24 protein-coding genes and 1 pseudogene are annotated in these 22,593 nt (G+C 64.0%); 16 read left to right on the plus strand and 9 right to left on the minus strand.

Annotated elements, in window-relative coordinates:
• Window positions 1-89: 89 nt before the first annotated feature.
• The 3 genes from AC56QQ_RS06380 to AC56QQ_RS06390 all read right to left on the minus strand — a co-directional run bounded on the left by AC56QQ_RS06380 (window position 90) and on the right by AC56QQ_RS06390 (window position 2,227).
• A complete protein-coding gene (locus tag AC56QQ_RS06380) occupies window positions 90-1,040 on the minus strand; it encodes an acetyl-CoA carboxylase carboxyltransferase subunit alpha (RefSeq protein WP_091584785.1) in 951 nt (316 codons plus the stop codon).
• Window positions 1,041-1,139: 99 nt separating this feature from the next.
• Window positions 1,140-2,057 (minus strand): site-specific tyrosine recombinase XerD, encoded by a 918-nt coding sequence (locus AC56QQ_RS06385; RefSeq protein ID WP_497125962.1) that lies wholly within the window; start codon window positions 2,055-2,057, stop codon window positions 1,140-1,142.
• Window positions 2,058-2,074: 17 nt separating this feature from the next.
• Window positions 2,075-2,227, minus strand: a complete 153-nt coding sequence (locus tag AC56QQ_RS06390) for a histidine kinase (protein WP_256751812.1) — start codon at window positions 2,225-2,227, stop codon at window positions 2,075-2,077.
• A gap of 209 nt (window positions 2,228-2,436) precedes the next feature.
• Between AC56QQ_RS06390 and AC56QQ_RS06395 the strand changes: the two genes are divergently transcribed.
• From AC56QQ_RS06395 to AC56QQ_RS06415, 5 genes and pseudogenes are all read left to right on the plus strand, one after another.
• The gene (locus AC56QQ_RS06395; RefSeq protein ID WP_489858047.1) at window positions 2,437-3,048 is read left to right on the plus strand and encodes a shikimate kinase; all 612 of its coding nucleotides are present in this window, start codon (window positions 2,437-2,439) and stop codon (window positions 3,046-3,048) included.
• A complete protein-coding gene (gene aroB, locus AC56QQ_RS06400) occupies window positions 3,045-4,181 on the plus strand; it encodes a 3-dehydroquinate synthase (protein ID WP_497125963.1) in 1,137 nt (378 codons plus the stop codon). Before AC56QQ_RS06395 ends, aroB begins: the two co-directional genes overlap by 4 nt.
• A 1-nt stretch (window position 4,182) precedes the next feature.
• Window positions 4,183-5,079: an HlyC/CorC family transporter gene (locus AC56QQ_RS06405; RefSeq protein ID WP_489858045.1), complete on the plus strand. Its 897-nt coding sequence runs from the start codon at window positions 4,183-4,185 to the stop codon at window positions 5,077-5,079.
• A gap of 1 nt (window position 5,080) precedes the next feature.
• Window positions 5,081-5,714 (plus strand): annotated as a pseudogene (locus AC56QQ_RS06410) (alpha/beta hydrolase).
• 164 nt (window positions 5,715-5,878) lie between these two features.
• Window positions 5,879-7,432, plus strand: a complete 1,554-nt coding sequence (locus tag AC56QQ_RS06415) for an acetolactate synthase large subunit (protein WP_497125964.1) — start codon at window positions 5,879-5,881, stop codon at window positions 7,430-7,432.
• A 28-nt stretch (window positions 7,433-7,460) separates the two neighbouring features.
• Here AC56QQ_RS06415 and AC56QQ_RS06420 read toward each other — a convergent pair whose 3' ends face one another.
• On the minus strand, window positions 7,461-7,763 hold the full coding sequence (locus AC56QQ_RS06420) for a BolA family protein (RefSeq protein ID WP_091584799.1): 303 nt from the start codon (window positions 7,761-7,763) through the stop codon (window positions 7,461-7,463).
• 181 nt (window positions 7,764-7,944) lie between these two features.
• Here AC56QQ_RS06420 and AC56QQ_RS06425 point away from each other — a divergent pair, with 181 nt between their 5' ends.
• The 6 genes from AC56QQ_RS06425 to AC56QQ_RS06450 all read left to right on the plus strand — a co-directional run bounded on the left by AC56QQ_RS06425 (window position 7,945) and on the right by AC56QQ_RS06450 (window position 13,817).
• On the plus strand, window positions 7,945-8,574 hold the full coding sequence (locus AC56QQ_RS06425; RefSeq protein ID WP_091584801.1) for a J domain-containing protein: 630 nt from the start codon (window positions 7,945-7,947) through the stop codon (window positions 8,572-8,574).
• A gap of 123 nt (window positions 8,575-8,697) precedes the next feature.
• Window positions 8,698-9,684, plus strand: coding sequence for a cobaltochelatase subunit CobS (gene cobS, locus AC56QQ_RS06430; RefSeq protein WP_091584803.1), 987 nt, complete (start codon window positions 8,698-8,700; stop codon window positions 9,682-9,684).
• A 61-nt stretch (window positions 9,685-9,745) separates the two neighbouring features.
• Complete coding sequence (cobT, locus tag AC56QQ_RS06435) at window positions 9,746-11,644, plus strand: cobaltochelatase subunit CobT (RefSeq protein WP_489858041.1); 1,899 nt, start codon at window positions 9,746-9,748, stop codon at window positions 11,642-11,644.
• Window positions 11,641-12,669, plus strand: a complete 1,029-nt coding sequence (locus AC56QQ_RS06440; RefSeq protein WP_497125965.1) for an esterase-like activity of phytase family protein — start codon at window positions 11,641-11,643, stop codon at window positions 12,667-12,669. Before cobT ends, AC56QQ_RS06440 begins: the two co-directional genes overlap by 4 nt.
• Before the next feature lie 297 nt (window positions 12,670-12,966).
• Window positions 12,967-13,335 carry an ArsR/SmtB family transcription factor gene (locus AC56QQ_RS06445; RefSeq protein ID WP_497128893.1) on the plus strand — a complete coding sequence of 123 codons (369 nt, stop codon included), beginning with the start codon at window positions 12,967-12,969 and terminating at the stop codon, window positions 13,333-13,335.
• Window positions 13,332-13,817: an SRPBCC family protein gene (locus AC56QQ_RS06450; RefSeq protein WP_497125966.1), complete on the plus strand. Its 486-nt coding sequence runs from the start codon at window positions 13,332-13,334 to the stop codon at window positions 13,815-13,817. Before AC56QQ_RS06445 ends, AC56QQ_RS06450 begins: the two co-directional genes overlap by 4 nt.
• Before the next feature lie 41 nt (window positions 13,818-13,858).
• Here AC56QQ_RS06450 and AC56QQ_RS06455 read toward each other — a convergent pair whose 3' ends face one another.
• From AC56QQ_RS06455 to rpmB, 3 genes are all read right to left on the minus strand, one after another.
• Window positions 13,859-14,539, minus strand: coding sequence for a spermidine synthase (locus AC56QQ_RS06455; protein ID WP_497125967.1), 681 nt, complete (start codon window positions 14,537-14,539; stop codon window positions 13,859-13,861).
• Between the two features lie 28 nt (window positions 14,540-14,567).
• A complete protein-coding gene (locus AC56QQ_RS06460; protein ID WP_497125968.1) occupies window positions 14,568-15,248 on the minus strand; it encodes a queuosine precursor transporter in 681 nt (226 codons plus the stop codon).
• A 159-nt stretch (window positions 15,249-15,407) separates the two neighbouring features.
• Window positions 15,408-15,704 (minus strand): 50S ribosomal protein L28, encoded by a 297-nt coding sequence (gene rpmB, locus AC56QQ_RS06465; protein ID WP_091585249.1) that lies wholly within the window; start codon window positions 15,702-15,704, stop codon window positions 15,408-15,410.
• A 257-nt stretch (window positions 15,705-15,961) separates the two neighbouring features.
• Here rpmB and AC56QQ_RS06470 point away from each other — a divergent pair, with 257 nt between their 5' ends.
• From AC56QQ_RS06470 to AC56QQ_RS06480, 3 genes are read left to right on the plus strand one after another with little or no spacing between them, the layout of a single operon-like run.
• Window positions 15,962-16,750 carry a DUF3108 domain-containing protein gene (locus tag AC56QQ_RS06470; RefSeq protein WP_489858035.1) on the plus strand — a complete coding sequence of 263 codons (789 nt, stop codon included), beginning with the start codon at window positions 15,962-15,964 and terminating at the stop codon, window positions 16,748-16,750.
• Window positions 16,751-16,798: 48 nt separating this feature from the next.
• Window positions 16,799-17,692, plus strand: a complete 894-nt coding sequence (yddG, locus tag AC56QQ_RS06475; RefSeq protein ID WP_497125969.1) for an aromatic amino acid exporter YddG — start codon at window positions 16,799-16,801, stop codon at window positions 17,690-17,692.
• Window positions 17,689-18,363, plus strand: coding sequence for a lysoplasmalogenase family protein (locus AC56QQ_RS06480; RefSeq protein WP_497125970.1), 675 nt, complete (start codon window positions 17,689-17,691; stop codon window positions 18,361-18,363). The genes yddG and AC56QQ_RS06480 overlap by 4 nt, the downstream gene beginning before the upstream one ends.
• Here the strand turns inward: AC56QQ_RS06480 and AC56QQ_RS06485 are convergent.
• Entirely contained in the window at window positions 18,338-18,778 is a 441-nt protein-coding gene (locus tag AC56QQ_RS06485; protein WP_497125971.1) for a cupin domain-containing protein, read from the minus strand. The genes AC56QQ_RS06480 and AC56QQ_RS06485 overlap by 26 nt on opposite strands.
• Window positions 18,779-18,800: 22 nt before the next feature.
• Window positions 18,801-19,568: a hydroxyacylglutathione hydrolase gene (gene gloB / locus AC56QQ_RS06490; RefSeq protein WP_497125972.1), complete on the minus strand. Its 768-nt coding sequence runs from the start codon at window positions 19,566-19,568 to the stop codon at window positions 18,801-18,803.
• A 200-nt stretch (window positions 19,569-19,768) separates the two neighbouring features.
• On the opposite strand from gloB, the gene AC56QQ_RS06495 reads away from it, so the two are divergent.
• Complete coding sequence (locus AC56QQ_RS06495) at window positions 19,769-20,557, plus strand: class I SAM-dependent methyltransferase (protein ID WP_497125973.1); 789 nt, start codon at window positions 19,769-19,771, stop codon at window positions 20,555-20,557.
• Between the two features lie 128 nt (window positions 20,558-20,685).
• Window positions 20,686-22,509, plus strand: coding sequence for an ABC transporter ATP-binding protein/permease (locus AC56QQ_RS06500; protein ID WP_497125974.1), 1,824 nt, complete (start codon window positions 20,686-20,688; stop codon window positions 22,507-22,509).
• Window positions 22,510-22,593: the final 84 nt, after the last annotated feature.

A 22,593-nucleotide genomic window follows, 5' to 3' on the forward strand; every position in this document is an offset into this window, starting at 1 on the left:
CGGCAGTCTCATTGAGCCGAATGCAGCGGCATTTTTGTGGCAAAAATGCTCCGCGCCGCCACATTGCGGCCGGGCAAGGGTGCTTGTGGTCAGAGACTGCGGCCCATTGCCAGGTATTTCTCGCGGCGCTGCTCGCGGAAATCGGTGTTGGCGCCGGAAAATTCCTTCATCGTCTTGGCGATGAGATCGCCGGTCGCGGCGATCACGGTTTCGGCGCCACGATGCGCGCCGCCGAGCGGCTCGGGGATGATGGCATCGATGATCTTCAGCTCCAGAAGATCCTGCGCGGTGATCTTCATGTTGGTCGCCGCGTCCTTCGATCGCGTCGTGTCGCGCCACAGGATCGAGGCCGCGCCCTCCGGCGAAATCACCGAATAGATGGCGTGTTCCAGCATGTAGACGCGGTTGGCGGTGGCGATCGCGATGGCGCCACCCGAGCCGCCTTCGCCGATGACCACCGAGATCGACGGCACCTTGAGGCCAAGGCAAGCCGAGGTCGAACGCGCAATGGCTTCCGCCTGGCCGCGCTCCTCGGCGCCGACACCGGGATAGGCGCCGGCGGTGTCGACCAGCGTCAGCAGCGGAATCTTGAACCGGTCGGCAAGCTCCATGAGCCGCACCGCCTTGCGGTAGCCTTCCGGCCGCACCGAGCCGAAATTGTGTTTCAGCCGGCTGGTCGTGTCGGAACCCTTTTCCTGGCCGATGATCGCCACCGGCTCGCCGCGAAAGCGGGCGAAACCGCCGACGATCGCCTGGTCCTCGCCAAAATTGCGGTCACCGGCGAGCGGCGTGAAATCGTTGAAAAGGCCCTTGATGTAGTCGACGCAATGCGGCCGGTCGGGATGGCGCGCCACCTGCACCTTCTGCCACGGCGTCAGCGCCTTGTAGGCGTCGCGCAGCGCATCGCGGGAGCGCTTCTCGAGACGGCTGATCTCGTCGCCGACATCGACCGCCTCGCCATTCTCGGCAAGCTTCTTCAGTTCGAGGATCTTGCCCTCGAGGTCCTGCACCGGCTTTTCGAAATCGAGGTAATTGTACATGCTTGAGCGGACCGATACGTCGGAAGGCAATGGCTGACGGAACCCTGAAATGCGAGGCTCCGGGCGGTGAAACGTCGTCCTCACATAGCGATATGAGGCCTAGTCGGCAAGCGGATGATGATCGTTGACCAGCCGCACCAGCCGCTCCTCCAGCACATGGGTATAAATCTGTGTCGTCGATATGTCGGCATGGCCGAGCAGTTGCTGCACGGCCCTGAGATCGGCGCCGTTCTGCAACAGGTGGCTGGCAAAAGCATGGCGCAGCACGTGTGGCGATATCTTGGCCGAGGCGATGCCGGCCCTGGCGGCCAGTCCTTTCAGGTCACGGGCAAAGACCTGGCGCGAGAGATAGCCGCTGTCGGAGGCGGCCGGAAACAGAAACGGACTGTCGGCGAAGGCCGGCACTTTGGAGCGGGCGGCAAGCCAGGACTTCATCGCCGTGCGCGCCTTGGCCGACAGCGGCACCATCCGCTCCTTGTCGCCCTTGCCGCGCACCATGAAGAAACGATCGTCGCGCTGCGCCACCGTCACCGGCAGGCCAACCAGTTCGGAAACGCGCAGGCCGGTGGCGTAGAGCACCTCGACCAGCGCATGCAGGCGCAGTGCCGCCAGACTGTCGCTATCGTCGAGCCCGGCATCGCCGGCTTCGGTCGCGGCGCGGTCGATCAGCCGGCCGGTGTCGGCCTCGCTCATCGTTTTCGGCAGCGGCCGGCCCTTTTTCGGACTGTCCAGCGTGCCGGTCGGGTCATCGCCGCGCAGGCCCTCGGCATAGAGGAATTTGAAGAACTGGCGGATCGCCGACAGCTTGCGCGCCTGCGAGGTTGGCGCAAAGCCGCGTACGGCGATATCGTCGAGATAGGCGCGGATATCGGCGACAGCGGCACCGGCGAGCCCGCCAGCGATCTCGTTGGAAGCGTCCTCGAGGTCGCGGCGATAGGAGGAAAGCGTGTTTTCGGCAGCGCCCCGCTCGACGCTCATCATTTCCAGGAAGGCTTCGATGCGGGCAGCACTGTTCATTCAGCTTTTCTTGTCATTCAACTTTTCTTGGGATTGAGCTTTTCCGGCGGGATGCGCACGCTCATTTCCGCCTTCTTGGGCTCGACGAACATCACCAGCGCGAACATCGTACCATAGGCAATGCCAGCCAGAATCGCGAGTGTCACGACAAAGCGAAACAGTGTCGGCATCAATTTTCGCCCGTCTACTTGTTCTGCGTTTCCAAACCCTGTCCCCTTATGGGACGCCAATCCGGCCAATTCAAGGAAGAAGCTGAGGCCTGTCAGCAACTTCCGATGCGGACCTTGCCAGCTCATATCAGGCTCGGGTGCTTGCCAAGCTTGACGCAAACGGGCTTTTCATGTCGATACGCCGGCAAAGAGGGCCCTGGAAACATCCGATGAACGCGCTACCGGCAAATCCTCCAGGCGAGAACCACGCCGCGCTGCTTGGCCGGCTGGGCAGCCGTTCCATCGTCTTTGTCGGGCTGATGGGCGCCGGCAAGACGGCGATCGGTCGCAAGGTGGCGACGATGCTGGCGCTACCGTTCATCGACAGCGACCAGGAGATCGAAAGTGTCTCGCGGATGACTGTTCCGGAGCTGTTCGAGCGCTACGGCGAGACCGAATTCAGGGCCCTGGAGCAGCGCGTCATCCTGCGCGTGCTGGAAAACGGCCCGCAGGTGCTGTCGACGGGCGGTGGCGCCTTCATGAACGCGCAGACGCGCGAGGCCATCGCCGCCCATGGCGTGTCGGTATGGCTGAAGGCCGAGCTCGACCTTTTGATGGACCGCGTTTCCAAGAAGCAGAACCGGCCGCTGCTGAAAAGCGCCGATCCCCGCGCCGTGCTGGAACGGCTGATGGACGAGCGCTATCCGGTCTACGCGACATCGGACGTCACCGTGCCGACCCGCGACGACCGCAAGGAGGTTATCGCCGCCGAGGTGATCGAGGCGCTGTGCCGGCATTTCGGCATTGATGAAATTGCCGCCACAGGCGAGGTACGATCGTGAGCACCGATGAACCCGTTGTTGTCGAGGTCGGGCTTGGCGACCGGACCTACGACATCCTGATCGGCTCGGGGCTGCTGTCGCGCGCCGGCGCCGAGATTTCGCGCCGCCTGCCAGGCACGCGCGCCGCCGTCGTCACCGATGCCAATGTCGCGGCGGCACATCTCGACGCGCTGAAGGCAGGTCTCGAAGCGAGCGGCATCCAGCCAGCAGTCATAACGTTGCCGCCCGGCGAGAAAACCAAGAGCTTTGCCCATCTCGAGGAAGTGGTGGACGGCGTTCTGGCCGCCGGGCTGGAACGCGGCGACATCGTCATCGCCTTGGGCGGCGGCGTCATCGGCGACCTTGCCGGCTTTGCCGCCGGGATCGTGCGGCGCGGCATGAATTTCGTGCAGATCCCGACCTCGCTGCTGGCGCAGGTCGATTCCTCGGTCGGTGGCAAGACCGGCATCAACAGCCCGCGCGGCAAGAACCTGGTCGGGGTCTTCCATCAGCCGAAGCTGGTGCTGGCCGATACCGGGGTGCTCGACACGCTGCCGATCCGCGAATTCCGCGCCGGCTATGCCGAGCTTGCCAAATACGGGCTGATCGACCGGCCAGAGTTCTTCGGCTGGCTGGAGCAGAACTGGGGCAAGGTGTTCGCTGGCGGACCGGAGAGGGCGCAGGCGATTGCCGAAGCCTGCCGCGCCAAGGCCGACGTGGTCGCCCGCGACGAGTTCGAGACCGGCGACCGCGCGCTGCTCAATCTCGGCCATACGTTCGGCCACGCGCTGGAAGCCGCCACGCACTACGACGGAACCCGTCTCGTCCATGGCGAAGGGGTCGCCATCGGCATGGCGCTGGCGCATCGGTTCTCGTCGCGGCTCAATCTGGCCAGCCCCGACGACGCGGCGCGCGTCGAGGCGCATCTGCGCGCCGTCGGCCTGCCGTGGCGGATGGCCGATATTCCGGGCGACCTGCCGGATGCCGAGGCGCTGCTGGCCTTCATCACCCAGGACAAGAAGGTGTCACGCGGCGCGCTGACGTTTATCCTGACGCGCGGCATCGGCCAGGCGTTCATTGCCAAGGACGTGCCGGCTTCCGAGGTGCTGTCGTTCCTGAAAGAGAACCATCCGGGCAACAGGAAAGCCGGCTGAGATGAACAACGAGACCGGCTGGATCGTCGTTGCTGTCCTTGCCGTCCTCATCCTGCTGGCCGTTGCCTTGCGCACGCGCCTGCTCGCCATGTTCGGCTACGAGCTGCTGCGCATCGAGCCGCAGCGGTCGAGCCAGGACGAATTGCGCGGCGCGGTCGACGATTTCCGCCGCGACGGCCAGGTGGTGCGCGAGGATCGCGACCGTGTCGGCAGCCTGTTCGACCTCGAAGAGCTCGAAGTCTCCGACATCATGGTGCACCGCACCAATATGCGTTCGGTCAATGCCGACAATCCGCCGGAAGCGGTGGTGCGCGAGATCCTGCAGAGCCCGCACACCCGCATGCCCCTGTGGAAGGGCTCGCTCGACAACATCGTTGGCGTGCTGCACGCCAAGGACCTGCTGCGCGCGCTCAATGAAGTCGGCAACGATTTTTCCAAGATCGATGTGATGAAGATCGCCTCGAGACCGTGGTTCGTGCCCGACACCACGACCTTGCAGGAACAGCTCAACGCCTTCCTGCGCCGGAAGGCGCATTTCGCCGTCGTCGTCGATGAGTATGGCGAGGTCGAAGGGCTGGTGACGCTGGAAGATATCATCGAGGAGATCGTCGGCGAGATCGCCGACGAGCACGATGTCGATATCCAGGGCGTCAAGCAGGAGGCCGACGGCTCCGTCGTCGTCGACGGCAATGTGCCGATCCGCGACCTGAACCGGGCGCTCGACTGGAACCTGCCGGACGAGGAAGCGACCACCATTGCCGGCCTCGTCATCCACGAGACGCAGTCGATTCCCGAGGAGAAGCAGGCTTTTACGTTCCACGGCAAGCGCTTCGTCGTGATGAAGAGAGACAAGAACCGGATTGCCAGGCTGAGGATAAGGCCAGCCGGCGATGCCTAGGATGATCGATCGGCGAACCCTGCTTTTGGCTTCGATGGCGGCTTTTCTGCCAGCCACGGCTTTCGCGGCTGGGCGACTATCTGCACCATCTCCCAAAACCTTCGACTATGGCCCTGCCAAGCTCGACATCTATGCGCCTGATGGCGCAGATGGCCTGCCCGTGGTCTTCTTCGTCCATGGCGGCGCCTGGCGGTTCGGCAAACGCAGCCAAGTGAACGCCAAGCCGGCTTTCCTGCTCGCCAACGGTTTCTGCTTCGTCTCTATCGACTATCGCATGCTGCCCGAGGTCGATGTCGCCACCCAGGCCAGCGATGTCGAAAAGGCCTATACCTATGTGCGCGCCAACATCGCCCAGCATGGTGGCGACCCCAACCGCATTGTCGGCATGGGCCATTCGGCCGGCTGCCATCTGATTGCATTGACCGGCATGCGCGGCGGGCTGCCTGGCGTCGCGGCACTCATTCTCGACGACACCAGGGCCTATGATCTTGCGGCACTCTCCAGGAATGGCGGCATGGTCCGGGCCTATCGACGGCAGCGCCTATACGCATATGTCGATCGACCGCGATTTCGGCGAGGACGGCGACGCGCTGACCAGTGCTGTGCTGGCGTTCCTGAAATCGACGGTCGGCTGAGCGGGTACAAGAACTGGCTCAGATCAAAGTTGGCGGCGGGATATTGCCGCGTGGGCGTCCGCGGGTGCAATTGCTGCATCTGTTTGTTTCATCGCAATTCCGACGGAAGACCGCTCCACACTTTTCCTGGAATTGCTCCTAATCGTCAGATGGGAGAGAATTTCATGAATGGCGCCGATGTCCTGTGCGACGTGCTGCTGGCCAATGACGTGACGGTCTGCTTCGCCAATCCCGGCACATCCGAAATGCATTTCGTTGCCGCGCTTGACCGCAAACCCGAGATGCGTTGCGTGCTCGGCCTGTTCGAAGGCGTGGTGACCGGTGCCGCCGACGGCTATGCGCGCATGACCGACCGCCCCGCAGCAACGCTGCTGCATACCGGCCCGGGCTTGGCCAATGGCCTAGCCAACATGCACAATGCCCGGCGCGCCTTGAGCCCGATGATCAACATTGTCGGAGACCACGCTTCCTACCATCTGGCGCTCGACGCTCCGCTGACCAGCGATATCGAGAGCCTGGCGGCGCCAATGTCGAACTGGGTCGGCCGCGTCGACGGTCCGGCCGATGTCGCGCCGGCGGCCGAGGCGGCCTTCCGCGCTGCGCTGATACCTCCGGGCGTCGCGACGCTGATCCTGCCGGCGGATGCGGCCTGGGGCGAAGTCGGCGCTGTCTCAGTCGGCAAGGTCAAGCTTGCGCCACCGCCCGCCGTCGACATGGACGCCGTGCGAAAGATAGCGGCTGCGCTCCGGGCCGCTCCGGGCCGTGTCGGCATGATCGTCCGTGGGCGCGCCGCGCGGGCCGATGCGCTGGAAATCGCCGGCCAGATTTCGACAGCCTGCGATGTCCGCCTGCTCAGCGAAGTCCTGATCGCCCGGATGCAACGCGGGCGCGGGCGTGTCGCGCCGAGCCGCATCCCCTATCCGGTCGATGCGGCGACGGCGGTGCTCAGGGAGATCGACGTCCTGATCCTGGTCGGGGCGAAGGAGCCTGTTGCCTTCTTCGCCTATCCGGGAAAACCCGGACGGCTCGTTCGCGACGGCTGCCAGGTGCTGACGCTTGCCGGCCATGGCGACGATCTGCAGGCGGCGCTGGAAGCGCTTCGCGACGAGCTCGGCATAAAGCCGTCGCAACAAACGGTGTTTGCCACCGCGTTCCCCGACGAGGCAACGCCGACTGGCAAGCTGACGGAAGATGCCATCGCATTGTCGGTGGCGCGAAAGCTTCCCGTGGATGCAATCGTTTGTGATGAGGCGATCACCTCGGCGCGGCGTTTCTTCGCGCTGTCGGCCTTTGCCGCGCCGCACGACTACATGATGGGCACGGGCGGATCGATCGGCGGAGGCATTCCGATGGCGACCGGGGCGGCGATCGCCTGTCCCGGTCGCAAGGTGATCAACCTGGAGGCCGACGGCAGCGGCATGTACACGGTGCAGGGACTGTGGACGCAGGCGAGGGAAAACCTCGACGTGGTGACGATCGTCTTTTCCAACAGGACCTATGCGATCCTGCATGGCGAAATGCGCAATGTCGGTGTCGGCGCGATAGGCGAGAATGCCAGACGAATGCTCGACCTCGACCATCCGTCGCTGGACTGGGTTTCGCTGGCGAAAGGCATGGGCGTGGAGGCGGCCCGTGCCGACACGTGCGAACGGTTCGACACGCTTCTGGACAGTGCCTTGTCGCGGCGTGGGCCGTTTCTCATCGAAGCGGTGCTCTGAGCGCCGCGGAAGGCGAGGGCCACCTGGCCTACCAGCGGGTCTTTTCGCCGGGAGCCGCCGGTTCGATCGCCAGCGCATGCACGCCGGCCTTCAGTTCGTCGGCGAGCAACTCGTTGACGGCGCGGTGACGGTCGATGCGGCTCATGCCGGCAAAGGCTGAAGCGACGACGCGGACGCGAAAATGTGTCTCGCCGGTGCCATCATAGGTGCCGTGATGGTCGGAGCCAGAATGGTGATGGCCGGCATGGAGATGGCTTTCGTTGATGATGACCAGCCGGTCCGGCGAAAATGCCTTGTTGAGCTTGTCTTCCATGGTCGTCTGTATGGACATCGCCGTCTCCCTTCACCACATATGGCTGGCGCAGCAGCCCATAAAACCGGAATCGCTTCTGACAAAAGCCGCTGACGCGCAACAAAATCCGCCATTCGCCCGCTTTATGCCGCGATTCAGCGGTTAGGGCGATCATCGCGAAAATGTCAATTCTTGTTTCGCATCTGCGAACGCCCCATAAATGGGTGAGATGAAGCCGTACCCCAAATATTTCGAGAAGATTCGCATCCGCCCGGAGAAGGATGCGGAGCTGAAGTCGCATTCGCCGATCTGCCAGTGGGACGGCTGCAAGGAAGCCGGCACCCATCGGGCGCCGGTCGGGCGCATGAAGGAGGGCGAGTATTTCCGCTTCTGCTTCGATCACGTGCGCGAGTACAACAAGGGCTTCAACTATTTCTCCGGCGTGCCGGACACCGAGGTCGCGCGCTTCCAGAAGGAAGCGATGACCGGCCACCGGCCGACCTGGAAAATGGGCGTCAACGGCGCCTCGACGCGTTCGTCGCCCGATATGGCGCAGATGCGTTCCGGCCGCGCCGGCTACTACAATCGCATGCGTGACCCCTTCGACCTGTTCAAGGGACCGAAGGATCCGCGCGAGGCGCGCGAGCGCAAAGCCAAGCCGCTTGAGGCCAAGGCGCTGGAAACGCTTGGCCTTGATACAAAGGCGACTGGCAAGGAGATCAAGGCGCGCTATAAGGAACTGGTGAAGCGTCACCATCCGGATGCGAATGGCGGCGACAGAGGTTCGGAAGACCGGTTCCGCGATGTGCTGCAGGCCTATCGCGTGCTCAAACAGGCGGGCCTGTGCTGAGCGACCTTTCGGTCGGGGTGTTTTTCCAACTTTCATAAGATTGGAAAAGGCTCTAAGACCGCCCCCGAACAAAATCGATTGCCGGCGAAATCAGGCGTTTCGCCCGTGGAGACGTTGAGAGATATGAACAAGGTCGATCGCGACATCGCCAACCTGCCCGACACCACGGTGTCGGTGAAGGAGAAATTCGGTTTCGAGTCCAAGATGGTGGTGCCGGCCTATTCGGCGACCAGCGAACATGTGCCCGACATCGATCCGGACTATCTGTTCGACAAGAACACGACCATGGCGATCCTGGCGGGCTTTGCCTACAACCGCCGCGTCATGGTGTCGGGCTATCACGGCACCGGCAAGTCGACCCATATCGAACAGGTCGCCGCCCGCCTCAACTGGCCTTGCGTGCGCGTCAACCTCGACAGCCATGTCAGCCGTATCGATCTCGTCGGCAAGGACGCGATCGTCGTCAAGGACGGCTTGCAGATCACCGAATTCCGCGACGGCATCCTGCCCTGGGCCTATCAGCACAATGTCGCGCTGTGCTTCGACGAGTATGACGCTGGTCGCCCGGACGTAATGTTCGTCATCCAGCGCGTGCTGGAATCGTCGGGCCGGCTGACGCTGCTCGACCAGAGCCGCGTTATCCGCCCGCATCCGGCGTTCCGGCTGTTCTCGACCGCCAACACGGTCGGGCTGGGCGACACCACCGGCCTCTATCATGGTACCCAGCAGATCAACCAGGCGCAGATGGATCGCTGGTCGATCGTCACCACGCTGAACTATCTGCCGCACGACAATGAAGTCGCCATCGTGCTGGCCAAGGCCAAGCACTATCGCGACGGCAAGGGTAAGGACATCGTCAACAAGATGGTGCGCGTCGCCGACATGACGCGCTCGGCCTTCATCAATGGCGATTTGTCGACCGTGATGAGCCCGCGTACGGTCATCACCTGGGCCGAGAATGCCGAGATCTTCGGCAATATCGGCATGGCGTTCCGGCTGACCTTCCTCAACAAGTGCGACGAATTGGAGCGCTCGGTGGTGGCCGAGTTCTACCAGCGCGCCTTCGGCGAGGATCTGCCCGAGAGCGCCGCCAACGTGGTGCTGGGCTAAGAGCGCGATGCCGGAAGGTCATATGACTTGTCCGGCAACATCGTGCTCCAGGGAATAATCGATGGCGGGTCCGGGCGACAACACGCGCAACAAGTCGAAGACGGGTTCTGAAGCCGACAGCTTCAAGCGCGCCGTCACCGTCTGTATGCGCGCCATCGCCGGCGACAAGGACCTGGAAGTCGCTTTCGCCAAGGATAGGCCGGCACTCGCCGGCAGCCGCGCCCGCTTGCCTGAACTGCCGAAGAAGGCGTCGAAGACCGACATCGCCATTACCCGCGGCCTCGGCGATTCCATGGCGTTGAAACGTGCCTGCCACGATGCGCGCATCCACACCAAGCTGGCGCCCGAAGGCAAGCAGGCACGTGCCATCTATGACGCGGTCGAACAGGCCCGTGTCGAGGCGATCGGCAGCAGAGCCATGCAAGGTGTGGCCGACAATATCGGCTCGATGCTGGAGGACAAATACGCCAAGGCCAACCTCGTCGACGTCAAGGACAAGGCCGACGCGCCGATCGAGGAAGCATTGGCGCTGATGGTGCGCGAGAAGCTGACCGGCCGCCCGATCCCGAAGAGCGGCGAGCGGCTGGTCGAGCTCTGGCGCCCCTGGGTCGAGGAAAAGGCCAAGGCCGACCTCGACGGGCTTTCAGCCAAGCTCGACGACCAGCAGGCTTTCGCCCGCGTCGTGCGCGAGATGCTCGCTTCCATGGAAATGGCCGAGGAGCTCGGCGACGACCAGGAGACGGAAGACTCCGACGATAATGACGACAACCAGCCGCAAGGCGAGGAGCAAAGCGAGGAAGGCGGCGAAGAGGATTCCGGCTCCGAACAGTCGCAGTCCGAGGATGCCGAGGCCTCGGCCGATGACGAGCAGTCGGCCGAGACGGAGGCGTCCGACGCCACCGCCGACGATCTGTCCGACGATGACGATGCGGATGCCGAGACGCCCGGCGAGGCGCGCCGCAACGACAATCCCTTCGCCAATCTGCCAAAGGAAATCGACTACAAGGTCTTCACCACCGCCTTCGACGAGACGGTCGGCGCCGAGGAGCTGTGCGAAGAGGAAGAACTCGACCGGCTGCGCGCCTTTCTCGACAAGCAACTTGCCAATCTGTCGGGCGTCGTCGGACGGCTGGCCAACCGCCTGCAGCGCCGCCTGATGGCGCAGCAGAACCGGTCCTGGGACTTCGACTTGGAAGAAGGCTATCTCGACCCGGCACGCCTGGTGCGCGTCGTCATCGACCCGATGCAGCCGCTGTCCTTCAAGCAGGAGCGCGACACCAAATTCCGCGACACCGTGGTGACGCTGGTGCTCGACAATTCCGGCTCGATGCGCGGCCGGCCGATCACGGTCGCGGCCACCTGCGCCGACATCCTGGCGCGTACGCTGGAGCGCTGCGGCGTCTCGGTCGAGATCCTCGGCTTCACCACCCGGGCCTGGAAGGGCGGGCAGGCGCGCGAGAAATGGCTGAAGGACGGCAAGCCGCCGAACCCGGGCCGGCTCAACGACCTGCGCCACATCATCTACAAGTCGGCCGACCATCCGTGGCGGCGGGCACGGCGCAATCTCGGCCTGATGATGCGCGAGGGCCTGCTCAAGGAAAACATCGACGGCGAGGCGCTGCTGTGGGCGCACAATCGCCTGATCGCCCGGCCGGAACAGCGCAAGATCCTGATGATGATCTCGGACGGCGCGCCGGTCGACGATTCGACGCTGTCGGTCAATCCGGGCAACTATCTCGAGCGCCATCTGCGCGCCGTCATCGAGTTGATCGAGACGCGGTCGCCGGTCGAACTGCTGGCCATCGGCATCGGTCATGACGTCACCCGCTATTACAGACGCGCCGTCACCATCGTCGATGCCGAGGAACTGGCCGGCGCCATGACCGAGCAACTGGCTTCGCTGTTCGCCGAGGAAAGCGCGCGCGACACGCGTCGCGGCGGCATGCGGCGCGCCGGATGATCTTTTCGCGGGGCGGCTTTCGGCAGACGTTTTTCGCCGCCATCGCCCTGCTTGCCGGCGCAACTTCGGCGCCAGCCGGTTCGGCCGGGCCGGCCTCGGTCGAACCAATCGAGATCTCGGCTCGCCCGATCACCGAATTCCGGATTGGCCGTGCCGGCAAGCAGTTCGGAACGCTCGAATTCGTCGGCGGGCTGGAGATGACCTCGCCGTCGCGCGACTTCGGGGCGCTGTCGGCCTTCCGCTTTCTGAAAGCCGGCGGCGATTTCGTCGGGGTGGCCGACACCGGCTTCTGGTTCTTCGGCACGGTGGTCCGCGACGCCGACCGGCGGCCATCCGGCGTACGGAATTTTCATATGCAGCAGATGGTCGACGGATCAGGCCAGCCGATCGACAAGAAGTGGGAAGTCGACGCCGAAGGTCTTGCGGTCAAGGACGGCATCGCCACGGTCGGCTTCGAGCGCAACCACCGCGTCGCCCAGTTCAAGATCGACCCCAACGATATGAAAGCGCCGTTCAAACAGCTGGACTTCCTGGTTCCGGCCCGGGAACTGCGCCAGAATCGCGGCTTCGAGACCGTCACCCATGCCAGTGCCAACGGCCAGCATCAGGGCGGGCTGGTGGTGGTGTCGGAGAAGAGCTTGGACAAGGCCGGCAACATCTATGCCGCCATCATCGAAGGGCCGCACAAGGGCGTCTTCACCGTCAAGCGCAACGGCGATTTCGACATCACCGACGGCGCCTTCCTGCCGGACGGCGACCTGCTGCTCCTGGAGCGCAGCTTTTCAATGGCCTCAGGCGTCAAGATGCGGCTGCGGCGCATCCATGGCGAGAGCATCGAGAAGGGCGCGGTCGCCGACGGGCCGGTGCTGCTGGAAGCTGACATGGGCTACCAGATCGACAATATGGAGGGGCTCGACGTCTGGACCCGCGACGACGGCGCGCTGATGGTGTCGCTGATCTCCGACGACAACCACTCGATCCTGCAGCGCAACCTCTATCTGGAATTCATCCTCCACAAGGATTGAGCGGCGCTCCAACCCGCGAAGCTGAAGTTGAGGGCTTTCAACTGCGGGTTCGATTTGGTCGAGCGCCTTCCCCCCACTCCGTCGCCGCATCGCGGCGCCACTTCGCCCCCATCCGGAGGGAGAGGAACGGTGCCTCCCGGCATACGCTCGCGCCCTTCCTCTACCCCGTCGATCGGGGGAGAGGTGTCGAGCGCAGCTCGACGGAGTGGGGGTCGACCGTTCATCACTCGGCTACGCGAGCCAAAACACTTTAGTCTTGACTTGACAATGACCGCTACCGACGCAATACTCAAGTCCATGCTTAACTATTCCGAGATCGACAGCATCCTTCGCGCTCTTGTCGAGCCGACACGCCGGCAGATCCTGGAAAGGTTGAGTCGCGGACCGGCCACCGTCAGCCAGCTGGCGGAGCCGTTCGGCATGACGTTCGCCGCAGTGCTGCAGCATTTGCAGACGCTGGAGGCCTGCGGGCTGATCCGCAGCGAAAAGATCGGGCGGGTGCGCACCTGCCGGATCGAGCCGGGCGGGCTCGCTCCGCTCGCCGACTGGATCACGGAACGCCGCATACCGGCGGAGCGGCACCTCGACCGGCTCGGCCAGATTCTGGCCGAGGCAGATCAATCGCCCCCGAAAGTTCACGATCAGGAAAAGGACGAACAGACATGAACCAGATCGCCCCCGTGAAAGACGAGCCTTCCGTCATCCACTCCACATTCACCATCGAGCGGACCTATCCGCAATCTCCCGAACGCGTCTTCCATGCCTTCGCCGACAAGGCGACGGTGCGGCGCTGGCGGGTCGAAGGCGATGGCTTTGCCATCGCCGAATTCAGCTTCGATTTCCGTGTCGGTGGTGGCGAGGTGTCGCGCTTCAGCTATGCTGGCGGCCCGGAGATCAGAATCGACGCGCAGTTCCAGGACATCGTTCCCGACCGGCGCATCGTGTTTTCCTACCGGATGGCAGTTGGGCCGCAGCCGATGTCGGCATCGCTCACCACCGTCGAGCTGACGCCTTCGGGCAATGGCACGCGGCTGACCTACACCGAACAGGGTGCCTTTTTCGATGGTGTCGATTCGGCGAAGGGGCGGGAAGAGGGGACGCGCGGGCTGTTGGAAGCCCTCGCCGGGGAACTTCAGAAGTCGAAGTAAACATAAACACCGCTTGCGGCCGGTTCGCGCCCGGCTTCCGGTCAGGGTCGTGAGCCGTTGGTGGCTATCCAGATGACATGACGCGCGCCGCGCTTGCCGTTGGCGCGCGTGTTGACCTCCTCGACCGTGAAGCCCGCCTGCTTCAGCCGCCGGGTGAAGCCACTGTCCGACCCTTGAGACCACACGGCCAGCACGCCGCCCGGCTTGAGGGCGGTGCGTGCGGCTGCCAGGCCCTGCAGGCTGTAAAGCGCATCGTTGGATTTGTGGACAATGCCTTCCGGGCCGTTGTCGACATCGAGCAGGATGGCGTCATAGCCTGATGCCTGCGACCGTATCAGCTGCCCGACGTCGGTCTCCTGGATGGTGACGCGCGGATCGTCGAGGCAACCGCCAAACACCTCGGCCATCGGGCCGCGTGCCCAGGCGACGACGGCTGGCACCAGCTCGGCGACAACAATTTGGGCATCGTCGCCCAACTCGGCGAGTGCGGCGCGCAGCGTGAACCCCATGCCAAGCCCGCCGATGAGGATTCTCGGTTGCCGATGGCTGGCAATTTTCTGGCAGGAGAGTTTTGCCAGCGCTTCCTCGGAGCCGCTGAGGCGGCTGTTCATCAGCTCGTTGGAGCCCAGCATGATCGAGAATTCGGAACCGCGCCGCTTGAGGCGAAGTTCCTGCGCGCCGTCGGGCGTCTTCGCAGAATCCAGCTGGACCCAGGGGATCACTGCCTGATTCCACTTTTCGGAATCATGACTATGCGGCCAACGCCGGCTGGCTCCAACGGGTGGCGAGCAGCCGGTAGGGGATAAGCGCCACCACGGCAATGATCAGCTTCACACTGAGGTCGCCAAGCGCCCACGAAACCCAACGCATGGCCTCGACATGGAAGACTCCCATCAGCGGTGCGGTTTCGAGCGCGAAACTGTCGTTCGGGCCAGCGAAGGCGAAAGCGGCCGAGAACGCGACGGTGAAGAACACGGCGGTGTCGAACACCGAACCGACCAGCGTGCCGACGATCGGTGCCCGCCACCAGCTCTGCCGGCGCAGCCGGTTGAACACGGTCACGTCGAGCAATTGCGCGCTGAGGAATGCCGCGCCGGACGCCGCCGCGATGCGCACCAGCCGGTCGGCGGCGGTTTCGAATTCGATCAGGCCGTGGCGGAACAGGAAGGGTGGGACAAGGATCGAGCAGACCACCGCCGTCATGAAGCCGACAAACACGATCCGGCGCGCCACGGCAGGCCCATAGCGGCGGTTGGCGAGGTCGGTGACCAGGAAGGAGAAGGGATAGGTGAAGGCGCCCCAGGTCAACAGGTCGGCCAGCGAAAGGCCGCCGATCTGTCCCTGCATCGGGAACTGCACGAGAATGTTCGACGCCACGACGACAAGCGCCATGGCGGCCACGAATGGCAGGTATCGCGAGAAGGAATTCATTTTTTTATCCTGGGTAATGGAACCAGCGGAGCATCATGCCCATTCGGGCGATGCTCGCTTCGTATTTGAGCACCGGATTGCCGAAACCCTTGGGCTCGATCCGATGCTCAAGGCCAACAAGAGGTTGGCCAGGGCAGTCGTCCCCCGCCTTAAACGATATCAGGCAGCGGGCTGATCAGCCAGCTTCTTGGCGATCTGCTTCTTCAGCAGGCGCGCGCGCTGCGACAATTCCTTGACGTCGGCCTTGGCCAGGAAAGCATCGAGACCGCCGCGATGTTCGACCGAACGCAGCGCGTTGGCCGAAATGCGCAGGCGCACATTCTGGTTCAGCGCTTCCGAAATCAGCGTCACATTGACGAGGTTCGGCAGGAAGCGACGCTTGGTCTTGTTGTTGGCGTGGCTCACATTGTTGCCGGACATGACTGCCTTGGCAGTGAGTTCGCAGGTGCGGGACATTGTTCTAACCTTCAGTTCTCGGGGCTTGCCAAACCTTTGTGCCCACGCCGGGTGGCGCGCGGTTCTGGTCAGGCGGCCTTATGGAAAAAGTTGGCGTTCCATAGTTGCATTTCGCCGGTGCGTCAAGCTCCGGCTTGGCCACGGAAGCGCCCGGCATTTCATATTAAGGCCGGATTTCACCCTATAAGCGGTCTCATAGGGACATGCCAGACCGGAGTTGCCCGCCTCCGGTCGAAAAATCGAGGATCGATCCCGCCATGCTTCGTTCGTCACACGCCCTCGCCATCGCGATCGCTGTCGCGCTGCCTTCGCCAGTCTTCGCCGCCTCACCCCAGTCCTTCAAGGGCGAGTACACGGTGTCGTTCCTTGGTCTCTCGATCGCGAGATCGACGTTCTCAAGCCGCTATGAGAACGGCGCCTACGCGATCGAAGGCAGCGTCAGCGCTGCCGGTCTGGCCAAGCTGTTCGACGATACGCGTGGCACGGTCTCGTCCAAAGGCACGATTTCGGGCAAGAAGATGGTGCCGCAGGCGTTCCGCGCCGACTACACCTCCGGCAAGAAGGCGTCGGTGGTCGATATCCGCTTTGCCAATGGCTCGGTCGCCTCGACGCAGGTCATCCCGGCGCCGGGCAAGCGCGATCCCAAGAGCTGGGTGCCGCTCGGCGCCAGCGACCTGGCGTCGGTGCTCGATCCGATGGCGGCTACCGTCATCCATGCCGACAGCCTCGACCAGGTGTGCGGCCGCACGGTGAAGTTCTATGATGGCGAGATGCGCGCCGATCTGACGCTGACCTTCGATTCGAAGGGGGCGATCTCGGTACCGGGTTACAAGGGCGACACCGTCACCTGCCGGATGGGCTTCGAGCCGGTGGCGGGCTATCGCAAGGGCCGCAAGGCGCTGAACTATCTGAAGAACCGCAGCCGCATGATGGTGACGTTTGCGCCGCTCGGCCAAACCGGAGTATATGCGCCGATCCACGCTACGGTCGGTACGCAGATCGGCACCTTGACGATCAGCGCCGGGCGTTTCGAAGCGGTACAATAGGCAAGGCGCATCACTGGAGACAGGATGGGGCGTGCCACTGGAGACAGAATGGGGCGCGCAACATTGATCGGCTTTTCGGCGGTCGCCATGTGGGCGCTGCTGGCGCTGCTTACGGACGCGTCCGGCAGGGTGCCGCCGTTCCTGCTGTCGGCGATCACCTTCTCGATTGGCACCGGGGTCGGGCTGGTCGCGCGGCTGTTCATGCCGGCCTCCGACAAGAGCCAGAAGATACCGCCGCAAGTCTGGCTGATCGGCATTGCCGGCCTGTTCGGCTACCACTTCTTCTACTTCACCGCGCTGCGCAATGCGCCGGCGGTGGAGGCGAGCCTGATTGCCTATCTGTGGCCGCTGCTGATCGTGCTTGGTTCGGCACTGATGCCGGGCGAACGGCTGGCCTGGAACCATGTCGTCGGCGCGCTTCTCGGCCTTGCCGGCACCGTGCTGATCGTCACCAAGGGCGGCGGTCTCGCATTCGACGCCCGCTATGCCTTCGGCTATGCAATGGCCGCCGTCTGCGCATTGCTGTGGTCGTCCTATTCGCTTTTGTCGCGGCGCTTCCCATCGGTGCCGACGAGCATCGTCACCTGGTTCTGCGCGGCCACCGCGGTGCTGTCGCTCGTCTGCCACCTGGTGCTGGAACAAACCGTGCTGCCTGACGGTGTCGGCCAGTGGCTGGCCGTGCTCGGGCTTGGCCTGATGCCCGTGGGGGCGGCTTTCTATGCCTGGGACATCGGCGTCAAGCGCGGCAACATCCAGGTGCTCGGGGCGGCAAGCTATGCGGCGCCGCTACTGTCGACGCTGGTGCTGATCGCGGCCGGCGTCGCCGAGCCGTCGCTGCGCATCCTGGCCGCCTGCGTGCTCATCACCGGCGGGGCGGCCCTTGCGGCAAAATCGCTGTTCCCGCGCAAGCCGGCAGCATCCGCAAGCGGAGCCGGGGCATGACGCTGCCATTTGCAGGCGGCATCGACGCCAACGCCAATGCGACGCTGATCTTCTCGCTGGTGGCGGCGGTGATCTACGCCTTCACGCTTGGCATGGCGCCGACGCTTGCCCGCTCGGCGGCAAAGACGCTCGCGGTGGCGATGCTTGCCGTGCTGGCGGCGTTGCAGGGCGGCCCGCTTCTGCTGGTCGCCGCTCTTACGCTCAGCGCCGTTGGCGACGCCTTCCTGTCGCGCGACGGCGAAAAGGCCTTTCTCGGCGGGCTGGCCAGTTTTCTCGTCGCGCACATCGTTTATGTCGCGCTGTTCCTGCGCAGCGGCGGCGGGTTGGGATTGCTTGGCGCCGAATCGTGGCGCGGGGCGATCGCGCTGGCGATGTCCGTGTTTGCGATCGTCATGCTGGTGGCGCTCTGGCGTCGCGTCGGTCCTGGACTGCGTGTTCCGATCGCCGTCTACGTCGCGGCGATCCTGGCGATGGGCATGTCCGCCCTGACGACAAGCAATGTGTGGCTGATCGGCGGCGCCGTGCTGTTCATGGCATCCGATGGGCTGCTCGCCACCGAGAAATTCCTGGTGGCCGCCATCTCGCCGCATCGCGTCTGGATGCGCTTTGCGGTCTGGGCGCTATACTACGCCGCTCAGTTGGGGATCACCCTGGGTTTTCTGCTGAGGTAGGACTCCAGCCTGGCTCGGCCAGTTCGAAGGCGGCAAAATCAAAGCCCGGCGCGACGGTGCAGCCGACCAGCGTCCACTCGCCGAGGCTGCGCGCCGATTGCCACCAGCCCGCCGGCACGACGATCTGCGGCCGCTCGCCCGCTGCCAGCCCGACGCCAAGCACCTGCTCGATCATGGCGCTGCCTTCCTCCCACATCGACAGTGCCAGCGGGGCGCCGGCGTGGAAATGCCAGACTTCGGCGGCATCCTTTACCCGGTGCCAGGCTGACAACTGGTCTTGTTCCAACAGGAAGTAGATCGCCGTCGAATGGCCGCGCGCGCCGCCGGCGTGATCGCGAAAGGTCTCCGCGTACCAGCCACCTTCCGGATGTGGCTTCAAACCGAGGATGGCGATGATTTCCGCGGAGCTCGTCATGGTTTCGACGATACCACCGGTCTCAGAAATTGTCCTTGCGCTTGCGGATCTCGGCGAACACCTCGGCATCGCTCGCCTTTTCCATGCCCAGATGCTTGCGGATCGCAGGGTCATGCCAGCGCAGGAAGGGATTGGTCGACAGCTCCTCGCCGATCGTCGTCGGCAGGGTCGGCTTGTTGTCGGCGCGCAGCGCCTCGATCCTGGCAACCCGCTCCTTCAGCGCCGAATTGGTCGGGTCGACGGTCACCGCGAAACGGGCGTTGGCGAGCGTATACTCATGACCGCAATAGATCGCCGTCGCGGCGGGAAGCGCTGCAAGCTTCTTCAACGATTCATGCATCACCGGCGGCTTGCATTCGAACAGACGCCCGCAACCCAGCGCAAACAGCGTGTCGGCGGTGAACGCCACATTCGATCCCGGCAAGTAATAGGAGACATGGCCGGCGGTGTGGCCGGGCGTGGCGATCACCTCGATCCTCTCGTCGCCGAGATGGATGACGGAGCCCTCTTCGACGGTTTCGTCGATGCCGGGAATCTTGGCCTTTTCCGCTTCCGGTCCGACGACGCGCAGCTTGAAGCGTTCTTTCAACGCCAGATTGGCCTCGACGTGATCGACATGGTGATGCGTGGTCAGGATCATCGTCGGCGTCCAGCCGGTGCGCTTGATCGCGGCCAGAATCGGCGCCTCCTCGGGCGCGTCGATGATCGCGGTCTGGCCGCTTTTCGGGTCATGCACCAGCACGCCGAAATTATCGCTGCGGCACATGAATTGTTCGATTTCGACCGGCATTCTCGTCTCTCCGTTGTCGCCGCACACATAGGGCCCCGGCACGCGGATGTCATCCCAGGGTGACGAACGTCTTCAGGGTGACGAATGTCATCCCACCGAGGCGACGAATGTCATCCCGGCATGCCGAATGACATCCCGGAATGTCGGGCTCATCAAGGCCTTTTATTGAAACCCGACGATATCACGGCTACATCCCTCGCATGCATTCCGACATCGTCGATCTCCGCTCCTTCTATTCGACAACGCTCGGCCGCTTCGCCGAGCGCTCGATCACCATGGCGCTGTCATCGATATGGGCTGTCGTGCCCAATGAGCGGCTGGTTGGCCTCGGCTACACCTTGCCCTGGCTGGAACGCTTCGGCACTGACGCCGAGCGGGTCTTTGCCTTCATGTCGGCGACGCAGGGCGCCGTGGTCTGGCCGGCGACGGGGCCGACCGCGACGGCACTGGTCTTCGACGAGGAACTGCCGCTGGTCGATTCCAGCATCGATCGCATGCTGCTTGTCCACTCACTCGAGCATGTCGAAAACCCGCGCGAAACGCTGAACGAGATCTGGCGTGTGTTGTCGCCGGCGGGGCGCGTCGTCATCGTCGTGCCCAACCGGCGCGGCGTCTGGGCGCGCTTCGAGCACACGCCGTTCGGCAATGGCCGGCCTTTTTCGCGCGGACAGCTCACCGAATTGCTGCGCGAGGCGAATTTCACGCCCGCGGCCTGGTCCGATGCCCTGTTCTTCCCGCCATCGCGGCGGCGCTTCATGATGCGCTTTCACAATGTGCTGGAACGCGCCGGCCGGCGGTTGTGGCCGATCTTTTCCGGCGTCATCGTCGTCGAGGCGCAGAAACGGCTCTATCAGGGCGTGCCGGTCGCTCAGCGGACGTCTCGCCGCGTTTTCGTGCCGGTGCTGTCGCCGCACGGCGCCACGCGGCTCGGCCGCCGGGCCGAGGCCGACGGAACAATGTCGTCGGTTCGTCAGGTGACACCTTCGTGATCATGGTGAAAACTTGCGGCGCGCGGCTTTTCTCGACCTATCTGTCATGCGCGGCCCGTTGAAAGACCAATGCCGTCAAGTCTCTCCATCCGGTTTCAGCACCGCTTCTGAACGCAAGGACCTTGGCCATGGCTGATCAACCGGACTTCGACGTTTTCGCCCGGCCGGTTGCGGCGGTCGAAGCCAGCAGCCTGCGTGATCAGGTGGTGACGATCAAGCAGGCGCTGATGGGATCGCCGGTTCGCAAGTGGTTGATCTGGACCTCGGTTGGCATCGTGGCCGTGATCATCGCAACGTCGATCGGCCAGGTTCTGCTCAACCGCTGGAACCAGCCGTTCTACGATGCGCTTGCACGCCGCGACATGGCCGCCTTCCTGCACCAGCTTCTCGTCTTCGCGGCCATAGCCGGGGGACTTCTGGTGCTCAATATCGGCCAGACCTGGCTCAACCAGATGATCAGGCTGAAGCTACGTGAGGCGCTGACGCTCGACCTGATCGACCAGTGGACGCGGCCGGCGCGCGCCTTCCGGCTGGCCAATGCCGGCGCCATCGGCGTCAACCCCGACCAGCGCATGCAGCAGGACGCCGCGCATCTGTCCGACTTGTCGACGGACCTCGGCGTCGGACTGCTGCAGTCCTTCATCCTGCTGGTGTCCTTCGTCGGCGTGTTGTGGGAACTGTCTTCGGGCTTCGTGTTCCACATTGGCGGGACCTCCCTGGCGATCCCCGGCTACATGGTCTGGGCCGCCATCCTCTATGCCGGGACCGCCTCGTGGCTGAGCTGGCTGGTCGGCCGGACGCTGATCCGCCTCAACAGCGACCGCTACACGCGGGAAGCGGAACTGCGCTCCTCGATGGTGCGCGTCAACGAGAATGTCGATGCCATCGCGCTGTACCATGGCGAGGCCGACGCCAGGCGGCGGCTCGAACTCGACCTCGGCACGGTGCTCGGCGCCATGCGGCGCATCTACACCGCCCAGATCAACCTGTCCTGGGTCACCGATACCTATGGTTGGATCACCGTCGTGGCACCGATCCTGGTCGCCTCGCCGGTCTATTTTGCAGGTGACATCAGTTTTGGCGGGCTGATGGTGGCGGTCGGCGCCTTCAATCAGGTCCATTCTTCCTTGCGCTGGTTCATCAACAACATCGGCAGCATCGCCGATTGGCGCGCCACACTGATGCGCGTTGCCGATTTCCGCATCGCGCTGGGTGAAACCGATGTGCTGCACGACACGGAAAAACGTATCGAGTTCGTTGAGAACCCTGGCGGCAGCCTGACCTTCGAGAAACTCCAAGTGGCGTCGCCGGAGGGGTGCACCGGGCTCGCCGACCAGCATGTCGAAATCCGCTCCGGCGAGCGCGTCATGATCACCGGCGACCCGGGCGCCGGCAAGACGCTGTTCTTCCGCGCCATCGCCGGACTGTGGCCATGGGGACGCGGACGGATCGGCCTGCCGGCGGGCGAAACCCTCATATTCGTGCCGCGCGTCCCATATTTCCCGGCCGGCACGCTGCGCGAGATCCTCGATCACTCGAACGGACCCGCGCCGGCGAGTGATGCCCAGATTTCGGAGGTGCTTGCCGAGGTCGGGCTCGAGCGCCTGGCGTCCTCGCTCGATCGTTCCGCGCGCTGGGAACACGAACTGGGCGATGACGAACAGCGCTCGCTGGCCTTCGCCGTGCTCGCCTTGCGACAGCCAAAATGGGTGATCATCGACGAAGCCATGGACGCGTTCGACGGACCCTCGCTGCGGCGGGTGCTGTCGATGCTGGAGAAGCGCTTGCCCGGAGCCGCGATCCTCAACATCGGACGCGGCCAGCATAACATCCGGTTCTTTCCACGCGCATTGACCATCATGAAGGATACCGCTGCACCGGCCCTGAAACCTGCCCGTATCAGGGCCGGCGCGATCGAACCGCCGCCGGTCGCCGCGCGCCGCAAGAGGTAGGCCGCGTCCGGGCCACGGCGCAGAGCTTTATTTCGCCGTGATCGCGAGGGAAGCTTCCCAGCAGAAACAACCTCGGCGCTGGCC

This window comes from Mesorhizobium sp. RCAM 05099 (assembly GCF_059683685.1).